Genomic DNA, 20,248 nt, shown 5'->3' with positions numbered 1-20,248 from the left:
ATGGCTTAATTGACAAAGTGTCAACGCCGCCGAATTAAATCGGCGCGTTAATAATTGCCAACCTGTCACAGGTTATGACAAACATGCCCATTCTTTCATTGAGATTGGGATGGCGCCATCCAATTGAGCGCAAAATTCGATGATGCGTTCATCGGGATCACGCTCACACAACACGATGATGGCCCCGTAGGTACCTGGCGCCAGGTTGTAGAGAAAGTGGGCTACACCATCACCCAGAGGGTCTGGAACACTCATCGCATACTCAATCGCGCCGTAGACCATCACGGGCGAGCGGGTCGTCGACTGCACGAAACAGGTGGCGCCACGCTGCTCCAGTTCGCGAGCGACCAGGTAGGACGCATGCATGAACTCTCCCTGCCCGAGCACCAGCACAGGCTTGGTCGCATCGGCACTCGCCAGGAGCATATCCAATTTATCCTTAAAGGATGGTGGCGGCTGCATCATGCCCTTGAGCCCCATTCTTCCCCATCGGTCGCTGAGCTTGTCGCAGGCCAGCATCGGCACGCCCGAGGATACAGGCGGCACGAGTGTCAACGGCTTTGCCTGGAACTCAAACGATCCCTTGAGGAGGTGGCAGCATGGTCGGAGGGTTTCTTTCGACAGGCAGGTCAGCGTGACCCAGACAACACGCTCAAGGTTCGGCATCCGGGTGCGGATCGATTGCTCAAGGTTCATGAACGTGCGGCCTGTCGAGACTTCATCGTCGATCAGCACCAGGGTTTTGGCCTGTTGGAACAGATCGAGCTGCTCGCCCTGCGGCAGGTACATCCACTGCTCAGCAGCATGCGAATGCTCCTCCCTGAACTCGATGCGCGGCGCCGGGCCCATATCATAGCGCGTCGACGTGAGGAACACCCACGGGTTGTCGCGGCCCAGGCGCTCAAGCGCCGTTTCGTAGACCCCATGACCCAAGCCCGTGGCAGTTTCTGCCATGGCGGCGAACACCGTTGGCGCGCCGGGTTCGATGTGCGCCTGCAGCTGATCCAACAAGGCCTCATGCGCCTCGCGAATCAGCGCTGGGCGGGTGGGGATATGCTTGCCCAGCAGCTTGCTGACGAACAGGAAGCCGCGCTTGGGATTGATCCTGGCGCCTACCCCCATGCACTTTTCAAATGACCAGGGGCTTTCACTGACGTGGATGGTGAGGCTTCCGGTTGGAAGTTCCAGTTGAAAGGACGCTTGATCCTGTTGTGCCGATACTGGGGCGAGCATGGTGGTTATCCTTCTAGCAGTGAGGGGAAGCGACGCAGGGGAACGTGGATGATCGAGGCGTGCACACGCGTGCCGATCACAGGCGCAGGAACGTCATCAGCGCTGCCGCCTGCGGTCAGCTTCAACCACCACCAGGGCAGGTTCACGCCGGCACGTACACTCATCCCGGTGCCACCGGAGAACCGAGGATTGATTTCCAGCACCTTCAGCTCACCCCGTTTATTGCGCAGGAACTGGGCATTGAAAACACCTTTGAGTTTGAACACGTCAACCAGGGTGCGGCAGTAGTCCAGCAGGATTTCGTCCTGAACGATGACTTGCCCCCGGTTACCCCCCTGTTTTTCACGGGCCACTGCCGTCACCAGCTTGCCGTCCCAGGCCAGGCAGTCCACGGAATACTCGGGGCCGCCGAGAAACTCCATGACCATCCAGTTGCTGTGGCCGTGCTGCGAGCCGTTCTGGTGCGCCAACGCGCTGAACAGCGCAGCTTTGATGATGCGACGATCGGGATGGAACAGTTGCTGATGGGCGTCGGGCGTGACGGCCAGACGGAAGAAACCCTGGCCATAGATCCCGCGCACCGGCTTGACGCAGATGGGGGTATCCAGATCATGATCGTCCGACATGGTCGACAGTACGCTCTGGGCCACGCCATCCAGGCCATCGGCGTCGCCGTCATTCCAAATGTCCCACGCGGGCAGCATGCGCTGCTGACCGTGCGCCGCCAGCGTATCATAGAACGCCGACTTGTCATCGATCGCATCCCACGAGGATGCCGGACAGCCGTAGACCAGCTGGACACCCAGGGCGTTGAAGCGCGCCTCTGCCTGGGTCAGGGTCTTGAAGTGATCCCCCACCACCAGGCGATCGATTTTATGGCGTGCCGCGAAGGCCAGGGCCCACTGCACATACGCCTCACCGCTGACGTCGGGCTCGGCCTCACCATGATCGGCCTCGGGGAACCCGACAAACCAGGGGTTTTTGTGGGTGCAGACAATCTTGTTGATAAGCCGCTGTTCCACGAGCAGTTGATCTTCTCGCTCGCGAATTGCACGCATGATAGCGGTGAGGGAAACACCGCTGTTGAACCAGACATTCAGCTTCATTGGTGGATTGCTCGTACGGGAAATAATTCAGGCCCGTAGAATATGGCATAAATTGTCTTTTTGGCAATGCCAATTTACGCTTTATTCGTTCCACTCAAATGATTTCGAAAATACTCGACGGATCGGTGCTCAAGCGTGCACGACTGGTCTCATTCACCAGCCCGGCAGGCGTCCTGGCAGGCCCTGTGGCATCCATCAGCACAAAGCGGCGCCCTTTGTACGGGTAGAGGCTATCGCCTGCCTGAGGGGCCATCTCAGCGCCCAGGAGCATGTGGTCACCGGTACCGATCAGGATGACGCCCATGCCGGGGTAGGTGCTCTTTAGAAAGGTGGCGAGGGCCACCTGTTTTGTCTCACAGTCCCCTCGGTTTTCCGCGAGCATGGCAGCCGGCGTCAGGACGCCGAAGTCAGTCGACTGCTCCAGGGCATCGTACGGGATCGCTTGCAAGAAGCTGAGGTAGCTGTTGACCTGGTCTCTGGGCACTGGATAGCGCTGGGGCCAACTTCTAACCACAGGCTTGATCAGAGGCAGCGCGTCATGCACCATCTGCTGATAATTGAAGTTCACCTCGGCCTCATCTGAAATCCAGAGGTAGGTGTTGGCTTTGATTCGGGAAACCAGCTGCTGTTGGGCCTGCTCCAGGACATTCAGGCGCCTTTGCAGCTCGGCTTCGTCGCGACCTTCCCCTTGGACGTTGATGCCTGTCGACTCCTGAATGACCGTAAATACATAGTTCGCATCCGACAGCCTTTGGGCCTGTGCAGTCACCTCGTTGAAGATGAGTGGGCCCAGCTGGTCGGCACGAATACTCATTTTCGGATCTGCAGCCACAATGGTCGAGAATTCAGGCGACACCTGCAGCGTAAGCAGAAGCGACTGCTGCGCGTAATCCTGCCACTGATACTGGAAAACCTCATGATCGGACATGCGCTGATGGCTAAATTGGTTGTCCTGGGCATCGGCATGTTGTGCTGAAAGCAGGAGCAGCGCGGCGCCCGCCGTTCTAGAAATGTAATTCACTCCAAACCCACCTGTCATTTGCATCCAAGAGCTGGGGCGGGATCTGCCCGAACGGATAAGGCGTAGGCCCGGTAGCATCCATCAACACGATTTTTCGCCCTTCGTATTCAACAGTATCGCGCATGGGCATATCTAGGACAATTCCGGCAATGATGTGCTCACGATCTGGGAGGTTGATCAGGTAGAGGGGCCTGTCGCGGAAGAGCTCCCTGAGCACGCCGACCAAGAACACTTGCTTGCCTTCGCAGTCGCCGCGCTGCTCCACCAGCATCGGAATGGGCGGTGACATCGGAAAAGGCTGGGTCTGCAGATCGTCGTAAGGGATGGATTGCAAGAATGCGAGCAGCTGATTGATGAGCTTCAGGGGGTCGTTGGCCCCAAATTTGCTGAGAAATGCCCTGGCAACCGTACTGAAAACATCCTGGTTGTCCTGCGCAACCGCCCGATAATCGGGCCGTATACCGCCGCTCATGGCATCGTAGATGAAATAGCCGTTGTTGGCGGGATCGGCAATTGACTGCTCCACTTCACGGCGAATTCTGCCCTGCTCTTGCTCGGCATCTGTCAGCAGCCCTGGGGGCGCGCTCACGGCGATATCGAACTGATCGACAGATCCGGTGACCCGGAAAATGATATCTGAGGTCGAGGACGCCCTGGAGAGCATCCAGGCCGTGTCGTAAGCCCTTGCCTGTACGTCTGCCAGGCTGACCTGATCCTTGGCCGACAGCATGCCCTCCACCAGTCGTTCTGAGGGCAAGTCGAAGGTTATAGCCTGCTGCTGGCCGTCAAAGTCTGTCCAGCCGTAGGTCAACGGTTGGGCCAGCGCCATTGGACTGCACGTCAGCAAAGCGGCGAATAGAATCTGTTTTAGTGTCATCGGTCAATTATGGCAAAACCCGATAATCGGCGCCATGGTCAGGGCAGACACCTCTGCGCTGACCGCTACACCTTGTTTCGGCAGTATTTACGCAAGAACCAGTTACCCAAGCTCGTTGAAATCGCCAGAACAATCCAGTAGAGGATCGTGCAGATGACGAAAGCCAGCCAAAGAGTACAAATGACCATAAGCCCACCCAGGGGCCTGAAAACGTAATCATTGATGCCAGGAGACTGGCTGACAAAACGGGCGAATGACAGACCATGTTCATTTGTTAACCAGTCGCATACGAAGCCAATGCCATAACACACGGCGTAGGTCGAAAAACCGCCCACCACCAGGACAACCAGCCCCAGCAGTGCCGGGCGTTTTCGGGCTAAGTTGATCACATCATTCCCTAAAAAGGATTGCATAATGCTGGCAATTTTCACCCTGCTACCCCGCTAACACCTTGCTTGGCTGACAACCACGCGCCGAGCATTTTTGCTGCCTGGTAGATGCACACACAAGCCCAAATAATAAACCAGCACACCATTGCTACAACAAAGCCTACCATTAAAGTCATGTAGGCCAGATACAGCCCTTTTATGGGTTGAAAAATCAACTGCTCAACGACATTTGTTTTCCCGTCAGGAAGCGTCACGGAAAGCTGTAAATGCGCGGGTAGAAAGTCGTAAATTAGTCCCAGTGCCCATAAACCCAGATAGAAAGCGCAGACGATGCCAAGCAGCAGCACTGTCCCGAAAAGCGTCGGGTATTTCTTGATAAGGTTTTTCATGATTGCCCCGTTTCTTGGGTTGAACAATACCGGTCTTGCTAAAAAACCCGGTGATTGCGCACCGGGTTTTTCATATGAGCCGATCAAGCGTCAGATGACGTTCTGGACGTCTTGCATCAGCTGGCTCGCGATCTGGCAGTTGGTCGCATGGCCGATCGCCTTGACCTTCCAGCCGTCGCCGTGGCGATACGCCGAAACCATGATCATGGCGGTGTGTTTGCCTTTTTCAGACAGGATGAACTTGGCCTGCTCGGTGCCTTTGTCGTCGTACAGGCGGCAGCTGGCGTTTTCAACCTTGGAAAAGTCTTGACCCGTAAAGCTGTTCACGCAATAAACCAAATACTCGACTTCGGCTGGCAAAGTTGCGAGGTTGGTGCGAATGGTTTCGTCGTCACCACTGCCTTCGCCGGTACGGTTGTCGCCGGAGTGATGGATGCTGCCACACTTGCTATCCAGCTGGCGGAACCAGACCTGATCGACCAGCTGCTTGTCCTTGTTCAGCATCAGGCAGGATGCATCCAGGTCAACACTGGCGCGGCCCAGGAAGCCGGAAACGCCGTCCCAGGCCAGGCCCATGCTCAGGGTGGTGAATTTGGTTCCATCAGGCTTTTCGAGCGAGATCCGCTGATTTTTCTGCAGGTTGATAACCGACATGTAGATTACCTCTAGAGGGCAGCCAGCATGGCCAGCTGCCGTTGGCATGGGGGGTTAGGCGGTGGCAGTCAGACCGGCTTGGGCCAGCACACCGATCAGACCCGAGGCGTAGCCCTGGTTGATGGTATTGATCTTCCAGCCGCCGTCGTGGCGATAGATCTCGACCAGCACGACGCAGGTTTCGGTCGAGTAGTCTTCCGATGGGTCGTAGGTGTGGCTGACCTCGCCAGTGTCTTCGTCGATGAAACGCACACCAGTGTTGCTGACCTGGCCGAAGGTCAGGTTGTGAGCCGCCGCGTCGTGGATGGTGATCTGGAACTGGATGCGATGGACATCCGCCGCCACGGCTTCCAGGTCGATGGTGATGGTTTCGGCATCGCCTTCGGCACCGCCCTGGCGGTTGTCGCCGTGGGTTTTCACCGCGCCATCGGGGCTGACCGGGTTGCCGTAGAACACGAAGTGCTTGTCGCTCAGGGCCTTGCCCTCGGCATTGAGCAGGATGGCGCTGGCGTCCAGATCGAAGTCGACACCGTCAGTGGCACGCTTGGCCCAGCGCAGGCCGACTTTCAGCTTTTTCAGCGACGGGTTGGCCTTGGTCAGGTCGATCTTCTGGCCCTTGCTCAGGCTGATGGTAGCAGTCATGTGTAACTCCTTTCGCTTTTGCTTGATATTGAGTTTCAGGTTTTTCAGTGCCGCCCAACACCTGCTGGGCGGCGCGGTGACTCAGGCTGCAACCGCTTCTTCGACAGCCTTCGGGTTGTTCTTCTTCCAGCGCAGGCTGGAAACAATGGCCGCGCCGATCAGGAGGGCACCCGCCAGGGCGGTGAAGACCTCAGGAACATGCACGAAACCGGAGGTCAGCATGATCAGGGCGAGGATGCCGATGGCGTACATCGCGCCAGCTTCCAGGTACACCAGTTCGTCCAGCGTGCCTTTTTTCACCAGGTAGATGGTCAGGCAGCGCACGGCCATCGCGCCGATTGCCAGGCCCAGCATGATGACGATCGGATCCTTGGTGATGGCAAAGGCGGCGATTACACCGTCCAACGAGAAGGACGCATCGAGCACTTCCAGGTACATGAAGCTAATAAAACCGCTTTTCTTGGCAACATCTGCTACAGCTTCGCCATCTTCTGGGTTCTCGAAGCAATGTTTCAGCATATCGAGCAAGAAGAAGACGAAAAGACCGAGCGCACCGGAGTACAGGAAGGTGGCCGACTGCGCGCCTTCAAGCACCGTGGAAACCCCCATCAGCAGCGCCAGCGCAACGATGGTACTGATGCCTTCGATCGAGCCCAGCGAGCCGAATTTGGCTTCCAGGGCGCCCAGCCAGTGATGCTCTTTCTCAGCGTCGAACAGGAAGCCCAGGAACACCATCAGCAGGAACACGCCGCCGAATGCCGAGATGGCCAGGTGAGCGTCATGCAGGTGCTTGGAATATTCTTCGGGGTTGTCGAAGACCATTCGCGCTGTATCCATGAAGCCGATGTCTGCTGCGACTGCAACGATACCAACTGGCAGGATCAGGCGAACCAGGAACACCGCCACCAGGATACCGACCGTGAGGAACATCATTCGCCAGAAATTGCTCATGTCCTTCAAGACTTTCGCATTTACTACCGCGTTGTCAAACGAGACGCTGATCTCCAGGACACCGAGGATCATCACCTTAAACGCAGCGGCAGGGCCGCCGTACATGAATGCGCCGATCATGCAAATGAGCGTGACCAGACCTGTACCCCAGAAATGTCGCATTGATTTTTCTCCAGCACGATGAAGGGTTGATTGCCAAAACGGCAACTTGGGGTGAAGTATACGGTTTATTGGAAGGCTGTCAATAACCCTCTAAAGAATTATTTACGCTTTGGATATCGGTGCTCAACCAGGTGGAATTGCCCCCCTGTTCTTCCACTAACACCTCGATTTTTAAGGAAAATTCTTGCCCTGACCAGCTGCAACCCAGGGTTCTGCTGTCTCGATACGACCAAAAGCCGAGGTTTTCCTCCACCAAAAAATCCTCCGGGACATCGGTGCAGTTGATCGCACCTGGCGCCTCCAGATTTGCGCCCTCATCGATCCACACGCTGGCCAGGTCTGGCCTGTTTTTGGCCACAAAGCCAATGATTTCCGGGCCTGGGGAGGGCAGCCCCGGAATTTCGATGTCATTTTGGGTGCCATCGAGCACAGAGAGAAGCTGGATGAATGCACTGGTTGTTTGCACTTGCGGGGTCTGTGCGAGGGCAAGCGGCGAGGCCACCAGCGAGAGTGTTGCAATATATGTGTAAAGGAACTTCTGGGTCAGACTGAACATGGCGACACCTAGGGGAGAGGGTGTCGCCAATATAGCATCAAAGCAATGCTTATTCCTCGACGACCTCTTCGTCGGCCTCGACCTCTACTTCGGCGTCGCCCTTGCCGCCCTTGCCGCCCCGCACGCGCTGGCTATTAGCAACACGCTTCTTGCGAACTGAATCGAAGGCCTGATACATCGAAATCGCAGACAGCGTGAGCGCGCAGCCGATGCGGCCATCGTACGCGGCCTGATACAACCCGTCCTTGGTGATGCGTTTGAGCGATCGCACGCTCTTGTCGGTCGGCGTGTGGTTTTCGTCCAGGGTGAAATTCCCGTAGTACACATCACAGGCCCCCTTGATGATGTGAGAATCCGGCTTCAGCGGGCCACCGATTTTCTCCATGGGGCGTATCGAAAGTCCGGTCAGGTCGCGCATGGCCACAGCCAGGTTCGACTCTGCGACCGGGCCTGCGGATGAGCCCGCACGGGGAAACTCCAGGGTATACACGCCCTCGATGGGGTTGTAGCGTTCCACCAAGAGGAAGTGGTTTTCACGCACATCATGGATGATCATGATGGCTTGATTGCCCTCGGTGTACTCGATGTAGTTGGAGTATCCCTTGGAGGTTTTGACTTCAAACCCAGGGCCTTCGGCAATCACCTCGCCAACCTTGGCCAGCTTGTGAACGCCGGAATCGGCGTGGTTGAATTTCAAATCCTGAATCAACTCTTCGAGCAAGCCTCGCAGGTACTCGGTGACGAACTCATGAAATTCACGGGCGTCATCGTTGACCACGCCGCTTTTCTGGTACCGGGGCAACACGTCGAAATAGGCGTGCAACGCCGGACGCTCACCGTCTTGATGAATTGCGTCCATCAGCACATCCAGGCGCAGCAAGTCCTTGAAGGCATTCAACCCCAGGACTTCCGCAGCGGCCTGACGCTTTTCAACGAACAGCTCAACCGCAGCGGCTGCCAGGGCAAGCGCACCGGAGCGATACAGCTTGCCAATTTCTGAAACTGGGCCAATTTTGCTCTGGATCAGGGCGGTGAGGGATTCAAGTGTGAGGTGGTTCATCGCGGCATTGAACCTTTCGGTCAAGCCAGTCGACTTGAGAAGCAATACTTCAGGATTGAGCGAACTCATGGGTTTACCCTTCTTCTTATTATTATGGAAAATCACTGCATGCCTATGATTTTGCCATCATCAGAAGAAAGATCAACCCATTATCGATTGGCAATTTCTCGGAAGTTAGGTAGGGTTTCAGCCCTCCCCAACCTGTGGATCCTCGATGTTCCCAGGGCGCCCTGGAATGTCTGCTCTGGGGCAGGCCGACTACCGTGGAGTAACCGTGCCTAGCGCTCTTCAGGTGCTACTGGCGCAGCCGATTGCTCCCTGGCCTGGTCGATGAGCCGTTCACGTTCGACCACCAGCATCTCTTCTGCATCGATGAGCTTGGCCAGGTTCTCGTAATCACGCTCTCCCAGGCTGTCGAAGGCATTGGATTCGCCGTAGGTTTCCACAAATAGCCCCAGCGTGTGCAGTCGATTGAGATACAGCGACAAGGCTGCAATCAGCAGGCCCAATGCGCCGATGGCTGCCAACTGCCGGGCGTCATCGCTGTAGATCCCCCATATCGTCAGCTTCAACGAAATGGCCGGGGAAAAACTGAACACCAGAAAGCCAAGCCAGTAGGTGACGGAGAGGATAACGCCGAAAAAGACGAGGTTCTTCAGCGACTTTCTGAGCCAGATCAGAAAGATATTGAGAAAAATGCTCATGGTGGTTCGCCGCTGCTCTCGATCCTTCTGGAACCCAATCAGTATTCTGCGGATAAACGCGCTCACGGAAACCTCGCCTTGTTCTTATTTTTGGTTATCTAAATTATGCCTAGGCTGCTTCAGCGGTTGCAACACAGCTGCGTGCGCCCCTCTGAAAAAATCATCTTTTTGGTTTTCGCTATATTGACAGTTTGGCAATGGTCGGTATACTCAGTATCAACACACAGGCCAGGAGTCGCCGCCATGATCAGCTTCCGTTATGCAGTGCTCTTTGTTCTTGCCGTATCATCGGTAGCTGCTGTCTGGATGGCCAGCCAAGCGCAATTCTTCGATGACAAGTATGTCGGCCACCTGGTGGTCAACGGCAAGCCACTTGATGTTCAGGCAGAACTGCGCGTCGGGAGCTCGATCTTCAAGCATGACCCCCGCTTCGAGATCAAGCTCGCCTCGGCCAAGCCTGATGAAGCCGTTGCCCAGGGTGCACCACGCTACCTGATGTCGAACACCTTCAATCAGTGCCGGGTCTCGGGCTACGATGACCGACGCGAAGGCAGTGATGCGATCATCTCGGTTCAGTTCAACCCGGAAACCAGCCACAACCCGCTGTGCAACCAGGCTGTCATGAAGATCACGGGCTTCAACACCATGAATGTCGTGTTCCGCAACCAGCAGGGTGGCACCTTCGAAATCCAGGTGGAACGCGACTACGCTCGCAACCCCATCATCACTGCCACCGAATGGTTCGCTTACACCATGGGTAAGCGCGCTGACCGCTTCTACTGATCACATCGCGTTGAAAGCCCCCTTCGGGGGCTTTTTTTTGCTCTCAAATCCACGTGCTGTTGGCGTGATGCCCACTGCAAGCATGACCGTTAGGCAGGGATGGAGCGCCGACATTGCATGAGTTCAACACCGCCCTTGTCTTCAGATCACCATGTCCAGCGCAGTTTCGATGGTGCAGAAGCCGCCCTGGTCGGCTTCATGCCGTGCTGCGGCATCCCGCTGGAAGCCGGGCATGCTGCCTAGGAGGATATCGACCATTACCGGATCACTTGTGATCCGGTAGCTGCGTTTGCTTGCTTCCAATTGCGCCGCCTGCCGGCGCTCAAGCTCAGTTTTGGGCATGCCAAAGTACGGCACGCCCAGGGACAGCGCCAGCGACGTGGAGGCGAAATCATAAGCCCCCAAGACAAAGGACGGCTTGGCACAAGCCAGTCTCGCCAGCGTGTCATCTGCAAATAACTCTGAAGTGCCTATGCGCTCAGGTGCCAGGCCGCAGGCCTGCAAATGCTGCTGGATAGCCTTCCAGTCGTCATTGAGTCTGCCAACCAAGAGCGGCGGCCCAATCGCTGTGCTTTTCGCGACATACTCAAAGGGACTGGCGTTAAGCATCATGCTCGAACGCGGGGTATCGGACATTGACGAAAGAAAGGCAATGCCAGGCCTATTGGTCAGCTCGACGACCCCCATACCCACCATGTCGTGCGCCCAGGCATTCAGCTCCGGGAACAGCTCCAGAGAGCGGCTTTCGTCGACGTTGGGTTCTGTGGCAAGGGTCAGGCAGGGGCAACCCAGCATTGTGGCCACAATCACGGCGCCGGGGGCATTGCAGCAGATCACCTGCTCGGGCTCAAGCTCCTCCAACAGGGTTCGCCAGTTGTTGAACTGAATCTTGCGTAGCTCATCAGTCGTCCAGCCCAGGTAGTGCAGCTGCTGGATGACTCCATCGCCCTCGGCATCGTGCCGAAAGGTGAACTTGGGTGTCGAATAGCCCTTATCCGCCCAACTGATATCGACATCTTTAGCCTTGAGGCTGGTGGCCAGGATGATTTCACATTGGGGCATGCGAGCTCGAAGCTCGGCTGCCACAATCTTCATCAAATGAAAATTCTCAGCCGCCGAGCCCATCTCGCTGGCAAATAGTACGCGCATGGAAAAACCCTCCAAACCTAGATGATAGGTGCAAAGGGCTATTTTATCAATTTATAGCTAACCCGTTAAAGGCCCAGGTCATTCTCCAAGGCGTCTTCCAGGATTTTTCCACTCTCCCACGAAATCTGGCGCACCTGATCTTGGGGAATAAACCGATCCGCGTAATTTCGCAACTGACCAAAGTCCTCAAAGCTGATTTTTGCAAGTTCCGTCATGGACTCCGGGGCGCTCATCAGTTGTGTGCAACGGTTGAGAATTTTCACCCTGTCGGGATGGCCACTGTGCTTTGCCAGTAGCGCCAAGCCATGAAAATCCGCTGCTGACAAATGCGTTTTCTCCTGGCTGATGCAGCCAAGGAAATCTTCACCTTCCACGATGAGGAAGTACGCAGAGAGCCGCGCCATCACCGATGAGTCGGAGAAGATGGCTTGCGCCTTCTTGTCCAGGTAGAGCATTGCCACGACATTCGACAGCGACCCTTCATAGGCACGGTGTCGACTACCCATTTGCTCCAGGCCATCAGCGAGCGTGGCACTGAAGCTCGCTTCGCTGCTCATCGACCCCAGGAATGCCTGTCCCGTCTCCAGGACATTCGGCTGCCTGGCGGATCGATTCAAATGTGCTTTCAAGCTGCCAGGCTTTCCACCCGCAGCGGTGAACAGTTTTTCTAAAAGCTCAAAGTTTTTGAAGCTAAGTGGCTGCACTTGATCATTGAAGACTGCTCGCTCGGCAAAATATTTGATTTCCCGCTGCCCAAACAAAGGTAGTGCAGGCAGGTTGGTCAAATCCAGATGATCGCGTGATATGATTTTGTTTGCCAGTTCCTGGGCGATGCTCCGCCCCTCTGCAGTCATCACCTGGTTGTACAGGTCGGGATTGTGCTGATGGAGAGCAACCAGGGCATTCTCGGTGGAGGCGGCTCGGATGACAGCAAGGAACACCCCCTGCGCGTAGCCTACATCTGCTCTGGGATCCAAATGAGGCATCCCATCAGCGAACTCCATCAGTGTGGACAAGGTCTGCAGGTTGGCGAATATGTAATCCACGCCCCATTGAAGATGGCCCTCGTCAAACACCTTGGCGAGCATGAGGCTGATCATCCGCGAGTAGGCATTTTTCTCGTGTTCATGGCAAAACAAATAGGGTTCGGCTTGGCAGAGGTTGTTCAGGAGTAGCTTGCACCAGCCGACTTGGGGCATGTTGACGTAGTCGTAATAAATGCTGCCCATGTCGCGCATCTGCTTGACGGAAGGAACCCCACCCAGTTTCAGAGCGGCATCCGCCATCCTGAAATACTCTTCGTGTTCATCGAGTCGGGCCGAAAACATGTAGGAGGCGGCATTACCGAGCGCAGTTGGTACCGGGCAGATGGCATAACACCTGGCCATCAAGCCAGTTTCACTGACGATCCAGGTGAAGTTCGCAAGCAGGTACTCCGCCATGTCCTGGGCATGGCGTACATAGATCCTGCAGGTGGCAGGCACTCCCTCGAAACCCATCAGCTGCTCACAGGCTTCCAGGCTCTGAGTGATGATCCCAGCGTAATCGATCTCCCGATTCCATTCCCGTGCATGACCAAGCTCGATTCGAGACATGCGCAGCTGCTCACACAGGCGGTTCATCTCGGTTGCCGAGGTTGGGCGTATTGAGTCGTGCATCGTGTCAAAGCCCCATGTCGATTTCAAGTAAGTGGGTGGCAAGCTGCTCATTCTGCTTTCGCTCCAGAATATCCGTTACGGCGGGCTTGGCACCCAGGTTTTCAAGCAGCTTGATCCCCCGAGCCACCTGGTCGACCTCATTGACATCATCGAAGAGAAAGCCACAAGGCTTGGTGCTAAGCCTGTGCGCGTACGCTTGGCCAAAGAGGGCGAGCCTCACTGTATGGTCGTTACCGAGTTTCCGGTTTGCCTGGTCAATGGTCAGCAGCTTCGTGAACAGTTTGCGCAAATCGGCTTCACCGGCTTGCTCAATGCGCGGCGCAACCAGCTCGACAATATCCAAGGACTCTTCCCTGACAGCTTCAAATACCTGGTGAAGAGGAATGGAGTCGAAGACATCCCGGTAGGACGAAGAATACTCCAGGCGCAAGCGCATGCGTAGCCATTGGCCTTCGCTGATATCATCCAAGACACTCTTGGTTGAAACGGACTTTGGGTTGAAGTGGCAGCTTTTAGCCTTCAGCTTCTCATCATAGCGCGCCAGCAAGGGTGCTATGGATTGGTAAAGAAATTTTGCGACTTCAGGGCTGGCTTTTGTGCCTCGCCTTAGCGGATCCCCCGTCCATTCCAAGATGGCTTTTTGTGTTTCATTGGCCAGTATCTTCTTGCCGATCGTTCGGGCAATGGAAAAACGAGGGTTGTCCTCACTGGAGGGTGCCTTCGGGTCATCATAGGCCGCAATGCTGAACCCGATATCGAGCACATCATCAACAGTAACGGCCATGCCAGGGTTTGCGACCATGTGCGCACAAGTGCGGTCAAAGAGCAATTGCGACTGGGTTTCAATGATCACCGCTTGAAGGGTGTCCCAAGTATTGTGCAGGTGGGAGCGTTCTGAATGACCGAACATCAGTCCAACGGAGCGCCAATAGGCACCGGCATACCCCAGGACGTCACAGTTTGGGTATTGCAGCTGCATGGCGCGAAGAATCGCCTCCAGGTTGTTCGCATCTTGAGTTCCATTGGTGCCTGTGCTGATCAACTTCTCGTCGAGCAGGTCGATCAGCTTAGCCAGCTGATCAAGACCCATGTTCGTCAACACGTCATCGGTGAGGTAGCCGTTTTCCATGAAAGGGTTGGCCTTGACGGCTAGCAGGTAAGAAAACACGTCGCTTTCACCGACCTTTTCGAAGGGATGATAATCCCAATCCTGCCCCTCTTTGAACTCATAGACGTCTATGCTCGGGTATTGCGCGATGCCCCGCGTGCGGATATGCGCGGCGAACAGGCTGTTTTTAAGCTCCACGGACGCGGTGGCCAGCAGCAGCCTTGAGAGTCGTTCGGGTTTGAACGCCTGCATCGGGAAGCGGCTGAACGCTGCCGTGACTTCATTTACCAGGGTGCTGCGAGTGTACGCCCAGGAGAAAGCCCGCTGGGCATCAACCGGGGGCTGGTACGTGCACAACTCCCGCTCAATGGCCCCCCAGAATGTCTCGAACCATGGATCGACTTCATCGTCTCCCAACCTCCGCCAGCCACCGGCCAGGCCGTTAATGGTGGGTTCCGGTACACGATAGGTGAAATTGCTCATCATAGCCCCAGATCCACCTGAAGTTTGGCTTCGTTAAACCATTCATACGACGAATAGTTCATGGGGCTGTCGCCTGTGTGCTTGATCCAGAAGTCCAGCGATTTGAAGCTCCCCGTGTAGAATTCGGCCAGGTATTGCCGGGCTTCAGCCTGATAGCCACACGCCGTTATCATTGCCCACAGGTGCAGAAAGTGTTCTGCCAGATGAGGATTTCGCTTCACATCACTGGCCACCTTTGCCGACAGCACCTGGCCCCCGCTATCACCCTTTGGCCCATTATGGCCATTGAGCGTGGTGAAGTCCTTGAGCAGTTGCATGAAAAGAGCGCCCGAGGGCCCTTCATACCGAAGCTGCGTATCCTCCCAGGACGACTCGTAGTATTGGCCGGAAAAATCCTGATCGCTCAGGGATTTGATGTTTTCAAATATACCCTGGAACTTGCTGTGCAAGCGACCGTTGTTGTTAACCTCGGGGGATTGACTCAGGCTCAGGAGCACGTGGTGATCCAGGTTGAGCGTGTCAGGATTGAAAGTTCTGCACCAATTGAGGGCTGCCTCACTGCGCCAGGGGGTTACTGAACGTCCCTCCATGACTTTACTGATTTCCACACTTACGGAATGACCAAGTACCCGACAGGGATTGAAAAAGCGCGCCGCTTCATTCTCAACGACATAACCGCTGCCATGCACCTCATGCGGAATAACCTTTTCAGCCGCTGCACCTACCGCGTTGTAGTCAACCAGCAAGCTCGCCCGAGCGTAATCATCAGCGATCGAGTCCTCGATGATGGACATCACCTTTGCGGAAAATGCGGTGGCGTCGAGGTAACCCTTTTCTTTGACCCCCTGGATGATGCACTTCACCACACGGTTGATGTCCGGGGAGGCAATGTCGTAGTTTCCCGCAGCCACCTGCCTAAACGTGTGCATCACCATTTCGCCGCTGATGTTCACCAGCGAGGGCGTGTATTGAGCGAAAATCTCCTTGCCATGTTGGACAATGCCGCTGACAAGCTCATCCAGGGCTTGAGTGTCGCCGGTCTTACCGATATGGGTTAACACATCCGTGACAAACACTGCATCAAGCCGCCCTTGGCCAACCTGTTGCGCCTGAATAACCCCGATGATTTTGAACAGGTCGTCGAAGTGGCGAGATTCAACCAGCCGCTGGGCATAGCCCTCCATCCCCTCGAAGAAATTCACATGGGTGCGCGCATCCACAAAGCTGCTATCGGGGTAATGCTGCTCGCCCCAGCGTATGACATTGCGCAGGGTTTCCTGAATGCGATAGGAGACTTTTTCAAGCTGGTGCAGCGGCGTGGATTCCAGTGCCTTGCCGACAAGCTCCTGACTGAGAAATCGCATCGCCTGTTCAGATAGCGTTGCAGTCTCGACGACACTTTCCAGTACTGCCCCAAGGGATGCCCGCACTGTGCTGTCGAGCTCCGGGTAAGGCGCCCACAGGCGAACAAACTTTTTATCGTCAAGGAAGGACTGGATTTTCGGATTCATGGTATATTGCCTTGTGATTTAAGTCAGAGTAGCACGTCAGATGGGCACGATTGAAGACGATTTTGTACTCAAAGCCGAGGCCTTGGCGCGGGAGATCTACGCGGGCAAATACAGGTCTGGCGAGAGCAGGCGCGCCTACATTGAGCACCCTTTGGCGCTGGTTGCCATCTTACGGCGCCATGGCGTGTCAGACCCTGTTACCCTGGCAGGGGCTTTGCTGCACGATGCGGTCGAGGAGAATGAGCATGACCCGCAGGTGGCCATCGCCATAGAAAGGGAGTCGGGGACAGAAGTGCTGGCGCTGGTGCTTGAGCTCACTGATCTCAACGGCGTGTCGCGAGAAGAGCGCAGGGCCGAGCAGATTGCCCGCGCCAAGGGTTACAGCGTGCGGGCTGGCCTGGTCAGGACGGCGGACAAGCTCGCCAACCTTTCTGAGATCCTGGACTCACCCCCAAAATGGGCGCCAAAGCACGTCATCGCGTATGCCCGTTTTGCCATGCAGGTGGTGGAGGTCTGTGGCCATGTGTGCCCAGCCATGGCCCTTGAGTGCCAGCAGGCCTATGAGCAAGTTCTCGCTCGATATGCAGCGCCGCAAAGCGCGCCTCAAACGCCCAGCTCATAAGCCAGGGCGGCTGCACGAAAGGCTTCCGGAACCTGTTCTTGCCACCGCTTGGGCAGGTTCATGTGCTTGATCAACAACAGCAGGCGAGCCTCGGTCTGGCAAGACTGAATGGCCTGGCGCTTCTGCTTGGCCGTCATCAGCCAGGAGGCCACCAGGTACAGTGACGGGTTGCTGTCTCGGTCAGCCCTTGTCAGCAGTTCGTGCCAACCGTCTAGGTTGTCAAAGCCAAGCGTGTGTTGCCAACTGATCATCTCGTGACGCACGGCCAATTCAATGACCATTCGGTGGTACGCATCGGGCTTGCTGGCGTACTTTTCGCAGGCATCGGCGAACTGCTGCTCCGAGACTTTGGCACCCAGCGCCAGCATCTTCTGGGTCAGGTCAGCGGACTTTGCCTGGTAGGGATAATTCATCGCCACTTTAGCGGTGGCGGCGTCGAGTCGCGTGGGCAAGGCACTGCAGAATTCAACAGTTTTTCCCTCCGCCATGGCTTGATCCTGCATATCCCAGATATGACTCGCCAGCCTGGCCCTCACATGGGGATAGCGCAGGGCCACTTTGAGGTCAGCCCAACGCCCCTGAAATGTACAGTCATTGAGAAATGAATCAATTTCATCTGCGGCAGCAGATTTCGAGATCGCTGCCGACAAGTCGGGCTTGGCGCTGGAGTCAGTCATCTGGAGAGAATTCGAAGACATATGGATGGCACCTCTGCTTACCCCGATGGTAGCGCGAAGGTTTCATAAGTGCCAGTGATTTGATCAAGGCGCCAGGCGTATCGCCGATGATTCTGAAAATGGCTTGATCGCTAGCTGCTGATACCCGTCTGCGGTTTGTCGCAGAATGACCAAATGGCACGCATTCATGCTTTCCAGGGACTCTGGGTTCACACCAAAGCAGCCAATGACCACGTCTTTTGAATCATTGAACAAGACAAATCCATCTAGGTGTTTTTGGGCGTGGGGTTCATTGGTAAAGGGAATATCCCCTTCGCTGGCTGGCCATATCAAGGCACAGAATGGAACGCCATCCTCAGCGCCAAAAGCCAGCTCGAATCTGTTGATCGTGCGGGTGATGCTTGCCATGTTGGTTCCGTCTTCGATTTATACGTTTATTGTATAAGGGATTCTGGATCAAGGCAATTTTCATCACCAGGTATTTATGCTCACAAGCCCAGCTCGATGCCAAGCTGATCCTCACGCCCTTTCTCGTCAGCTCGGACAAAGTCCTTGCTGCCGACACCCGTGGTGTTGATTAGAAACGCCATGATGAAGGGATCACTGGTTTCAGCTATCCGTACGATTTCGCCGCGATCAAGCTCTGCCAGGCCGCGCAGCACGGGCTGCAAGCGCACCTTGAGTTGACCTGTGCCGACCGATGCCAGTTTCGCCAGGGCTTTGGCCACCGGGTCGTCACCGGTCACGGCATAGAATGGTGTGGTGCACATGGCCTGAACTTCGGCGACAAAGCTGATCAGTTCCTCCGTGGAGGCCTCCTCTCGGAAGAATCGCTCCAGGTACTCGCCGCCAAGCGCATCGTTGCCAGCCGTTCTCACCAGATCCGACCAGCCGCACATTTTTTCCCGGAGCCTTCTCAGGCCCTGAAGCTCTTTGCCCATTGCGGGTTGCTGGGTGACCTGTTTCATAGTCCGAGATCCCTTTCCAGTGCCAGCACCTGCGAGTTGGGGAAGTGCTCAACCACCAGCCGTTTTTGATCGTAGGCGACTGCCATGTACAGATTTTCCGCTGCCTGGATGCTCATGTCACCTGCTATCTTCGCAGTTTCTGCCACACCTGCGAAATGACAGGCGTTGCGGATCGATGTCGATACCGGGTTGTTGGACAGACGCTGGGTGGCATAGGCGTACTCGATGAGCTCGAAATCACTCATGGCATGGATGTCCTTGTTCGCCATCTTCAACTCGTATGCCAGCAATCGAAAATCAGGGACATTCGCGACATTCTTGTCGAACACCCCGCGCAGTGCCGCCAAGTAGTGCTTGAGGAAGCCCTCACCACCCAGGATACGCACACCAGAGTCCATGATGGGCCCAGCAGGCAGGAGTCGATAGCGAGGCATCAGCTCGGGAAGCCTGCGTACGCACATTTCATGCAGCCTGGGCGCCACGTCTTGCATGGCCAAGTATTGCGTGGAGACCCAGTGGAGCAGTTCCAGAGGCGGGGTTTCACTCTGCATTCTGAGCAGCTCAGCTTGAAGCTGCGGGGTCTCAAGCAGCGCATCCTCGCCAAACGTTGAAAGCGCCAGCTTGAACGAAGTGACAGGCCCATCGCCGCTGCAGTTGCGCTGCCCGAGCAGATTGGATGCGAACAGTTCCTTGACCGCCTCATCGCCGAGCACCGCTCTGAACCCCTGCAGATAGGACGGCTTGATGCCCGCCCCGGAGATGAACATGTCGCGGAAAAACACTTCGATGACGTCGAATTCAAGTTTGGTCTTGGTGAAGTGTTCCAGGTACTTCGTGAACGTCTTGGGGTAGTCCACGGCAATGAAGAAGTCACTGTCCCGTGCAACCGCGTTGAAACTGTCGTGCCCGCCCACGTACTTGCTGACCAGACCCGCCAGGGCGGTATCGATCAGGTCAGAGTCTTTGAATTGATCCCTCATCATGTTGCTGATGCAAGGCAGGAGGTTGATCCGTCCGGTGTAGGACTGAATCCAGCCGGCAATACGCCTCTCATCGGGAGGAACGCCCAGGGTGGCAGCCAGCTCGATTTCTTTCGAAATCAGGCTGACTACGCCCGACTGACCGATCGCTTCGGTGCTGGCAATGGTGGGCATCAATTTCGTGTAGGTGAGCACGCTCAGGCTGTCGCACCAATGATTGATGAATTGCCACTTGTCTTTGTCGGGCCACTGCGCAAAGGCGTTGAGCAACGGCGTCATGTGCTTGATGAAGGCGTCATGCGGGGCATTTGGGCTGCCGCCAGTGCCCAGGTGTGCCGCAAGGCTTTTCACCGCCATTTGATTGACCCAGAAGGCGTCACGAAACGCAGCGAGGGTATTGCTCTCTGTCGATGGGTAGTCGACGGCAAGCGTGTTGCGCTCAATGCTTGCCTGCAGGGCTTCCAATCGCTGTGAATCAATTTGGTGGCGCATGGGTACTCTCCTTTCTTGATATTGTGGCGCCGGATAAGCGCATGGATCAAGCGCCCTTCTCCGCCTTTGCCTG

22 protein-coding genes are annotated in these 20,248 nt (G+C 55.9%); 2 read left to right on the top strand and 20 right to left on the bottom strand.

Going from position 1 to position 20,248, the window contains the following annotated elements:
* Positions 1 to 72: 72 nt before the first annotated feature.
* From ACLCGK_RS06970 to ACLCGK_RS06915, 12 genes are all read right to left on the bottom strand, one after another.
* Positions 73 to 1,233 (bottom strand): phosphoribosyltransferase domain-containing protein, encoded by a 1,161-nt coding sequence (locus ACLCGK_RS06970; protein WP_410951615.1) that lies wholly within the window; start codon positions 1,231 to 1,233, stop codon positions 73 to 75.
* Between the two features lie 5 nt (positions 1,234 to 1,238).
* On the bottom strand, positions 1,239 to 2,339 hold the full coding sequence (locus ACLCGK_RS06965) for an ATP-grasp domain-containing protein (protein ID WP_410951614.1): 1,101 nt from the start codon (positions 2,337 to 2,339) through the stop codon (positions 1,239 to 1,241).
* A gap of 94 nt (positions 2,340 to 2,433) precedes the next feature.
* Positions 2,434 to 3,360, bottom strand: coding sequence for a hypothetical protein (locus tag ACLCGK_RS06960; RefSeq protein WP_410951613.1), 927 nt, complete (start codon positions 3,358 to 3,360; stop codon positions 2,434 to 2,436).
* Complete coding sequence (locus ACLCGK_RS06955; RefSeq protein WP_410951612.1) at positions 3,344 to 4,189, bottom strand: hypothetical protein; 846 nt, start codon at positions 4,187 to 4,189, stop codon at positions 3,344 to 3,346. The genes ACLCGK_RS06960 and ACLCGK_RS06955 overlap by 17 nt, the downstream gene beginning before the upstream one ends.
* Positions 4,190 to 4,302: 113 nt before the next feature.
* A complete protein-coding gene (locus ACLCGK_RS06950) occupies positions 4,303 to 4,668 on the bottom strand; it encodes a hypothetical protein (RefSeq protein ID WP_410951611.1) in 366 nt (121 codons plus the stop codon).
* Positions 4,665 to 5,015, bottom strand: a complete 351-nt coding sequence (locus ACLCGK_RS06945; RefSeq protein WP_410951610.1) for a hypothetical protein — start codon at positions 5,013 to 5,015, stop codon at positions 4,665 to 4,667. Before ACLCGK_RS06945 ends, ACLCGK_RS06950 begins: the two co-directional genes overlap by 4 nt.
* Before the next feature lie 90 nt (positions 5,016 to 5,105).
* Entirely contained in the window at positions 5,106 to 5,669 is a 564-nt protein-coding gene (locus tag ACLCGK_RS06940) for a TerD family protein (RefSeq protein ID WP_410951609.1), read from the bottom strand.
* Positions 5,670 to 5,723: 54 nt separating this feature from the next.
* A complete protein-coding gene (locus ACLCGK_RS06935) occupies positions 5,724 to 6,311 on the bottom strand; it encodes a TerD family protein (RefSeq protein ID WP_410951608.1) in 588 nt (195 codons plus the stop codon).
* An 81-nt stretch (positions 6,312 to 6,392) separates the two neighbouring features.
* The gene (locus tag ACLCGK_RS06930; RefSeq protein WP_410951607.1) at positions 6,393 to 7,424 is read right to left on the bottom strand and encodes a DUF475 domain-containing protein; all 1,032 of its coding nucleotides are present in this window, start codon (positions 7,422 to 7,424) and stop codon (positions 6,393 to 6,395) included.
* A 79-nt stretch (positions 7,425 to 7,503) separates the two neighbouring features.
* Positions 7,504 to 7,980, bottom strand: coding sequence for a hypothetical protein (locus ACLCGK_RS06925; protein WP_410951606.1), 477 nt, complete (start codon positions 7,978 to 7,980; stop codon positions 7,504 to 7,506).
* Between the two features lie 49 nt (positions 7,981 to 8,029).
* Positions 8,030 to 9,109 carry a hypothetical protein gene (locus tag ACLCGK_RS06920; protein ID WP_410951605.1) on the bottom strand — a complete coding sequence of 360 codons (1,080 nt, stop codon included), beginning with the start codon at positions 9,107 to 9,109 and terminating at the stop codon, positions 8,030 to 8,032.
* A 209-nt stretch (positions 9,110 to 9,318) separates the two neighbouring features.
* On the bottom strand, positions 9,319 to 9,810 hold the full coding sequence (locus tag ACLCGK_RS06915; RefSeq protein ID WP_082476781.1) for a hypothetical protein: 492 nt from the start codon (positions 9,808 to 9,810) through the stop codon (positions 9,319 to 9,321).
* Positions 9,811 to 9,987: 177 nt separating this feature from the next.
* On the opposite strand from ACLCGK_RS06915, the gene ACLCGK_RS06910 reads away from it, so the two are divergent.
* Complete coding sequence (locus ACLCGK_RS06910; RefSeq protein WP_315695104.1) at positions 9,988 to 10,527, top strand: hypothetical protein; 540 nt, start codon at positions 9,988 to 9,990, stop codon at positions 10,525 to 10,527.
* A 141-nt stretch (positions 10,528 to 10,668) separates the two neighbouring features.
* On the opposite strand, the gene ACLCGK_RS06905 is transcribed toward ACLCGK_RS06910, so the two are convergent.
* The 4 genes from ACLCGK_RS06905 to ACLCGK_RS06890 form a co-directional block, all read right to left on the bottom strand.
* The gene (locus ACLCGK_RS06905; RefSeq protein WP_410951604.1) at positions 10,669 to 11,676 is read right to left on the bottom strand and encodes a hypothetical protein; all 1,008 of its coding nucleotides are present in this window, start codon (positions 11,674 to 11,676) and stop codon (positions 10,669 to 10,671) included.
* A 65-nt stretch (positions 11,677 to 11,741) separates the two neighbouring features.
* On the bottom strand, positions 11,742 to 13,385 hold the full coding sequence (locus tag ACLCGK_RS06900) for a hypothetical protein (RefSeq protein ID WP_410951603.1): 1,644 nt from the start codon (positions 13,383 to 13,385) through the stop codon (positions 11,742 to 11,744).
* Complete coding sequence (locus ACLCGK_RS06895; RefSeq protein WP_410951602.1) at positions 13,339 to 14,928, bottom strand: hypothetical protein; 1,590 nt, start codon at positions 14,926 to 14,928, stop codon at positions 13,339 to 13,341. Before ACLCGK_RS06895 ends, ACLCGK_RS06900 begins: the two co-directional genes overlap by 47 nt.
* On the bottom strand, positions 14,925 to 16,436 hold the full coding sequence (locus ACLCGK_RS06890) for a hypothetical protein (RefSeq protein ID WP_410951601.1): 1,512 nt from the start codon (positions 16,434 to 16,436) through the stop codon (positions 14,925 to 14,927). Before ACLCGK_RS06890 ends, ACLCGK_RS06895 begins: the two co-directional genes overlap by 4 nt.
* Positions 16,437 to 16,476: 40 nt before the next feature.
* Here ACLCGK_RS06890 and ACLCGK_RS06885 point away from each other — a divergent pair, with 40 nt between their 5' ends.
* Complete coding sequence (locus tag ACLCGK_RS06885; protein WP_410951600.1) at positions 16,477 to 17,058, top strand: HD domain-containing protein; 582 nt, start codon at positions 16,477 to 16,479, stop codon at positions 17,056 to 17,058.
* On the opposite strand, the gene ACLCGK_RS06880 is transcribed toward ACLCGK_RS06885, so the two are convergent.
* The 4 genes from ACLCGK_RS06880 to ACLCGK_RS06865 all read right to left on the bottom strand — a co-directional run bounded on the left by ACLCGK_RS06880 (position 17,040) and on the right by ACLCGK_RS06865 (position 20,175).
* Positions 17,040 to 17,708, bottom strand: a complete 669-nt coding sequence (locus tag ACLCGK_RS06880; protein WP_410951599.1) for a hypothetical protein — start codon at positions 17,706 to 17,708, stop codon at positions 17,040 to 17,042. The two genes, ACLCGK_RS06885 and ACLCGK_RS06880, sit on opposite strands and share 19 nt — an antisense overlap.
* Before the next feature lie 111 nt (positions 17,709 to 17,819).
* Complete coding sequence (locus ACLCGK_RS06875; RefSeq protein WP_056797863.1) at positions 17,820 to 18,143, bottom strand: hypothetical protein; 324 nt, start codon at positions 18,141 to 18,143, stop codon at positions 17,820 to 17,822.
* An 80-nt stretch (positions 18,144 to 18,223) separates the two neighbouring features.
* Positions 18,224 to 18,703 carry a hypothetical protein gene (locus ACLCGK_RS06870; protein ID WP_410951598.1) on the bottom strand — a complete coding sequence of 160 codons (480 nt, stop codon included), beginning with the start codon at positions 18,701 to 18,703 and terminating at the stop codon, positions 18,224 to 18,226.
* Positions 18,700 to 20,175 (bottom strand): hypothetical protein, encoded by a 1,476-nt coding sequence (locus tag ACLCGK_RS06865; protein ID WP_410951597.1) that lies wholly within the window; start codon positions 20,173 to 20,175, stop codon positions 18,700 to 18,702. Before ACLCGK_RS06865 ends, ACLCGK_RS06870 begins: the two co-directional genes overlap by 4 nt.
* Positions 20,176 to 20,248: the final 73 nt, after the last annotated feature.

The organism is Pseudomonas sp. S1(2024) (assembly GCF_046557535.1).
Note: the sequence above shows the minus strand (reverse complement) of the source record. Positions and strands in the feature narration are given on the sequence as shown.

Bases quoted from the DNA above. Each gene is read 5' to 3' on its own strand.
- ACLCGK_RS06970 (WP_410951615.1), bottom strand. From the start codon at position 1,233: ATGCTCGCCCCAGTATCGGCACAACAGGATCAAGCGTCCTTTCAACTG.
- ACLCGK_RS06965 (WP_410951614.1), bottom strand. From the start codon at position 2,339: ATGAAGCTGAATGTCTGGTTCAACAGCGGTGTTTCCCTCACCGCTATC.
- ACLCGK_RS06955 (WP_410951612.1), bottom strand. From the start codon at position 4,189: ATGGCGCTGGCCCAACCGTTGACCTACGGCTGGACAGACTTTGACGGC.
- ACLCGK_RS06945 (WP_410951610.1), bottom strand. From the start codon at position 5,015: ATGAAAAACCTTATCAAGAAATACCCGACGCTTTTCGGGACAGTGCTG.
- ACLCGK_RS06940 (WP_410951609.1), bottom strand. From the start codon at position 5,669: ATGTCGGTTATCAACCTGCAGAAAAATCAGCGGATCTCGCTCGAAAAG.
- ACLCGK_RS06935 (WP_410951608.1), bottom strand. From the start codon at position 6,311: ATGACTGCTACCATCAGCCTGAGCAAGGGCCAGAAGATCGACCTGACC.
- ACLCGK_RS06930 (WP_410951607.1), bottom strand. From the start codon at position 7,424: ATGCGACATTTCTGGGGTACAGGTCTGGTCACGCTCATTTGCATGATC.
- ACLCGK_RS06925 (WP_410951606.1), bottom strand. From the start codon at position 7,980: ATGTTCAGTCTGACCCAGAAGTTCCTTTACACATATATTGCAACACTC.
- ACLCGK_RS06920 (WP_410951605.1), bottom strand. From the start codon at position 9,109: ATGAGTTCGCTCAATCCTGAAGTATTGCTTCTCAAGTCGACTGGCTTG.
- ACLCGK_RS06910 (WP_315695104.1), top strand. From the start codon at position 9,988: ATGATCAGCTTCCGTTATGCAGTGCTCTTTGTTCTTGCCGTATCATCG.
- ACLCGK_RS06905 (WP_410951604.1), bottom strand. From the start codon at position 11,676: ATGCGCGTACTATTTGCCAGCGAGATGGGCTCGGCGGCTGAGAATTTT.
- ACLCGK_RS06900 (WP_410951603.1), bottom strand. From the start codon at position 13,385: ATGAGCAGCTTGCCACCCACTTACTTGAAATCGACATGGGGCTTTGAC.
- ACLCGK_RS06895 (WP_410951602.1), bottom strand. From the start codon at position 14,928: ATGATGAGCAATTTCACCTATCGTGTACCGGAACCCACCATTAACGGC.
- ACLCGK_RS06890 (WP_410951601.1), bottom strand. From the start codon at position 16,436: ATGAATCCGAAAATCCAGTCCTTCCTTGACGATAAAAAGTTTGTTCGC.
- ACLCGK_RS06885 (WP_410951600.1), top strand. From the start codon at position 16,477: ATGGGCACGATTGAAGACGATTTTGTACTCAAAGCCGAGGCCTTGGCG.
- ACLCGK_RS06875 (WP_056797863.1), bottom strand. From the start codon at position 18,143: ATGGCAAGCATCACCCGCACGATCAACAGATTCGAGCTGGCTTTTGGC.
- ACLCGK_RS06870 (WP_410951598.1), bottom strand. From the start codon at position 18,703: ATGAAACAGGTCACCCAGCAACCCGCAATGGGCAAAGAGCTTCAGGGC.
- ACLCGK_RS06865 (WP_410951597.1), bottom strand. From the start codon at position 20,175: ATGCGCCACCAAATTGATTCACAGCGATTGGAAGCCCTGCAGGCAAGC.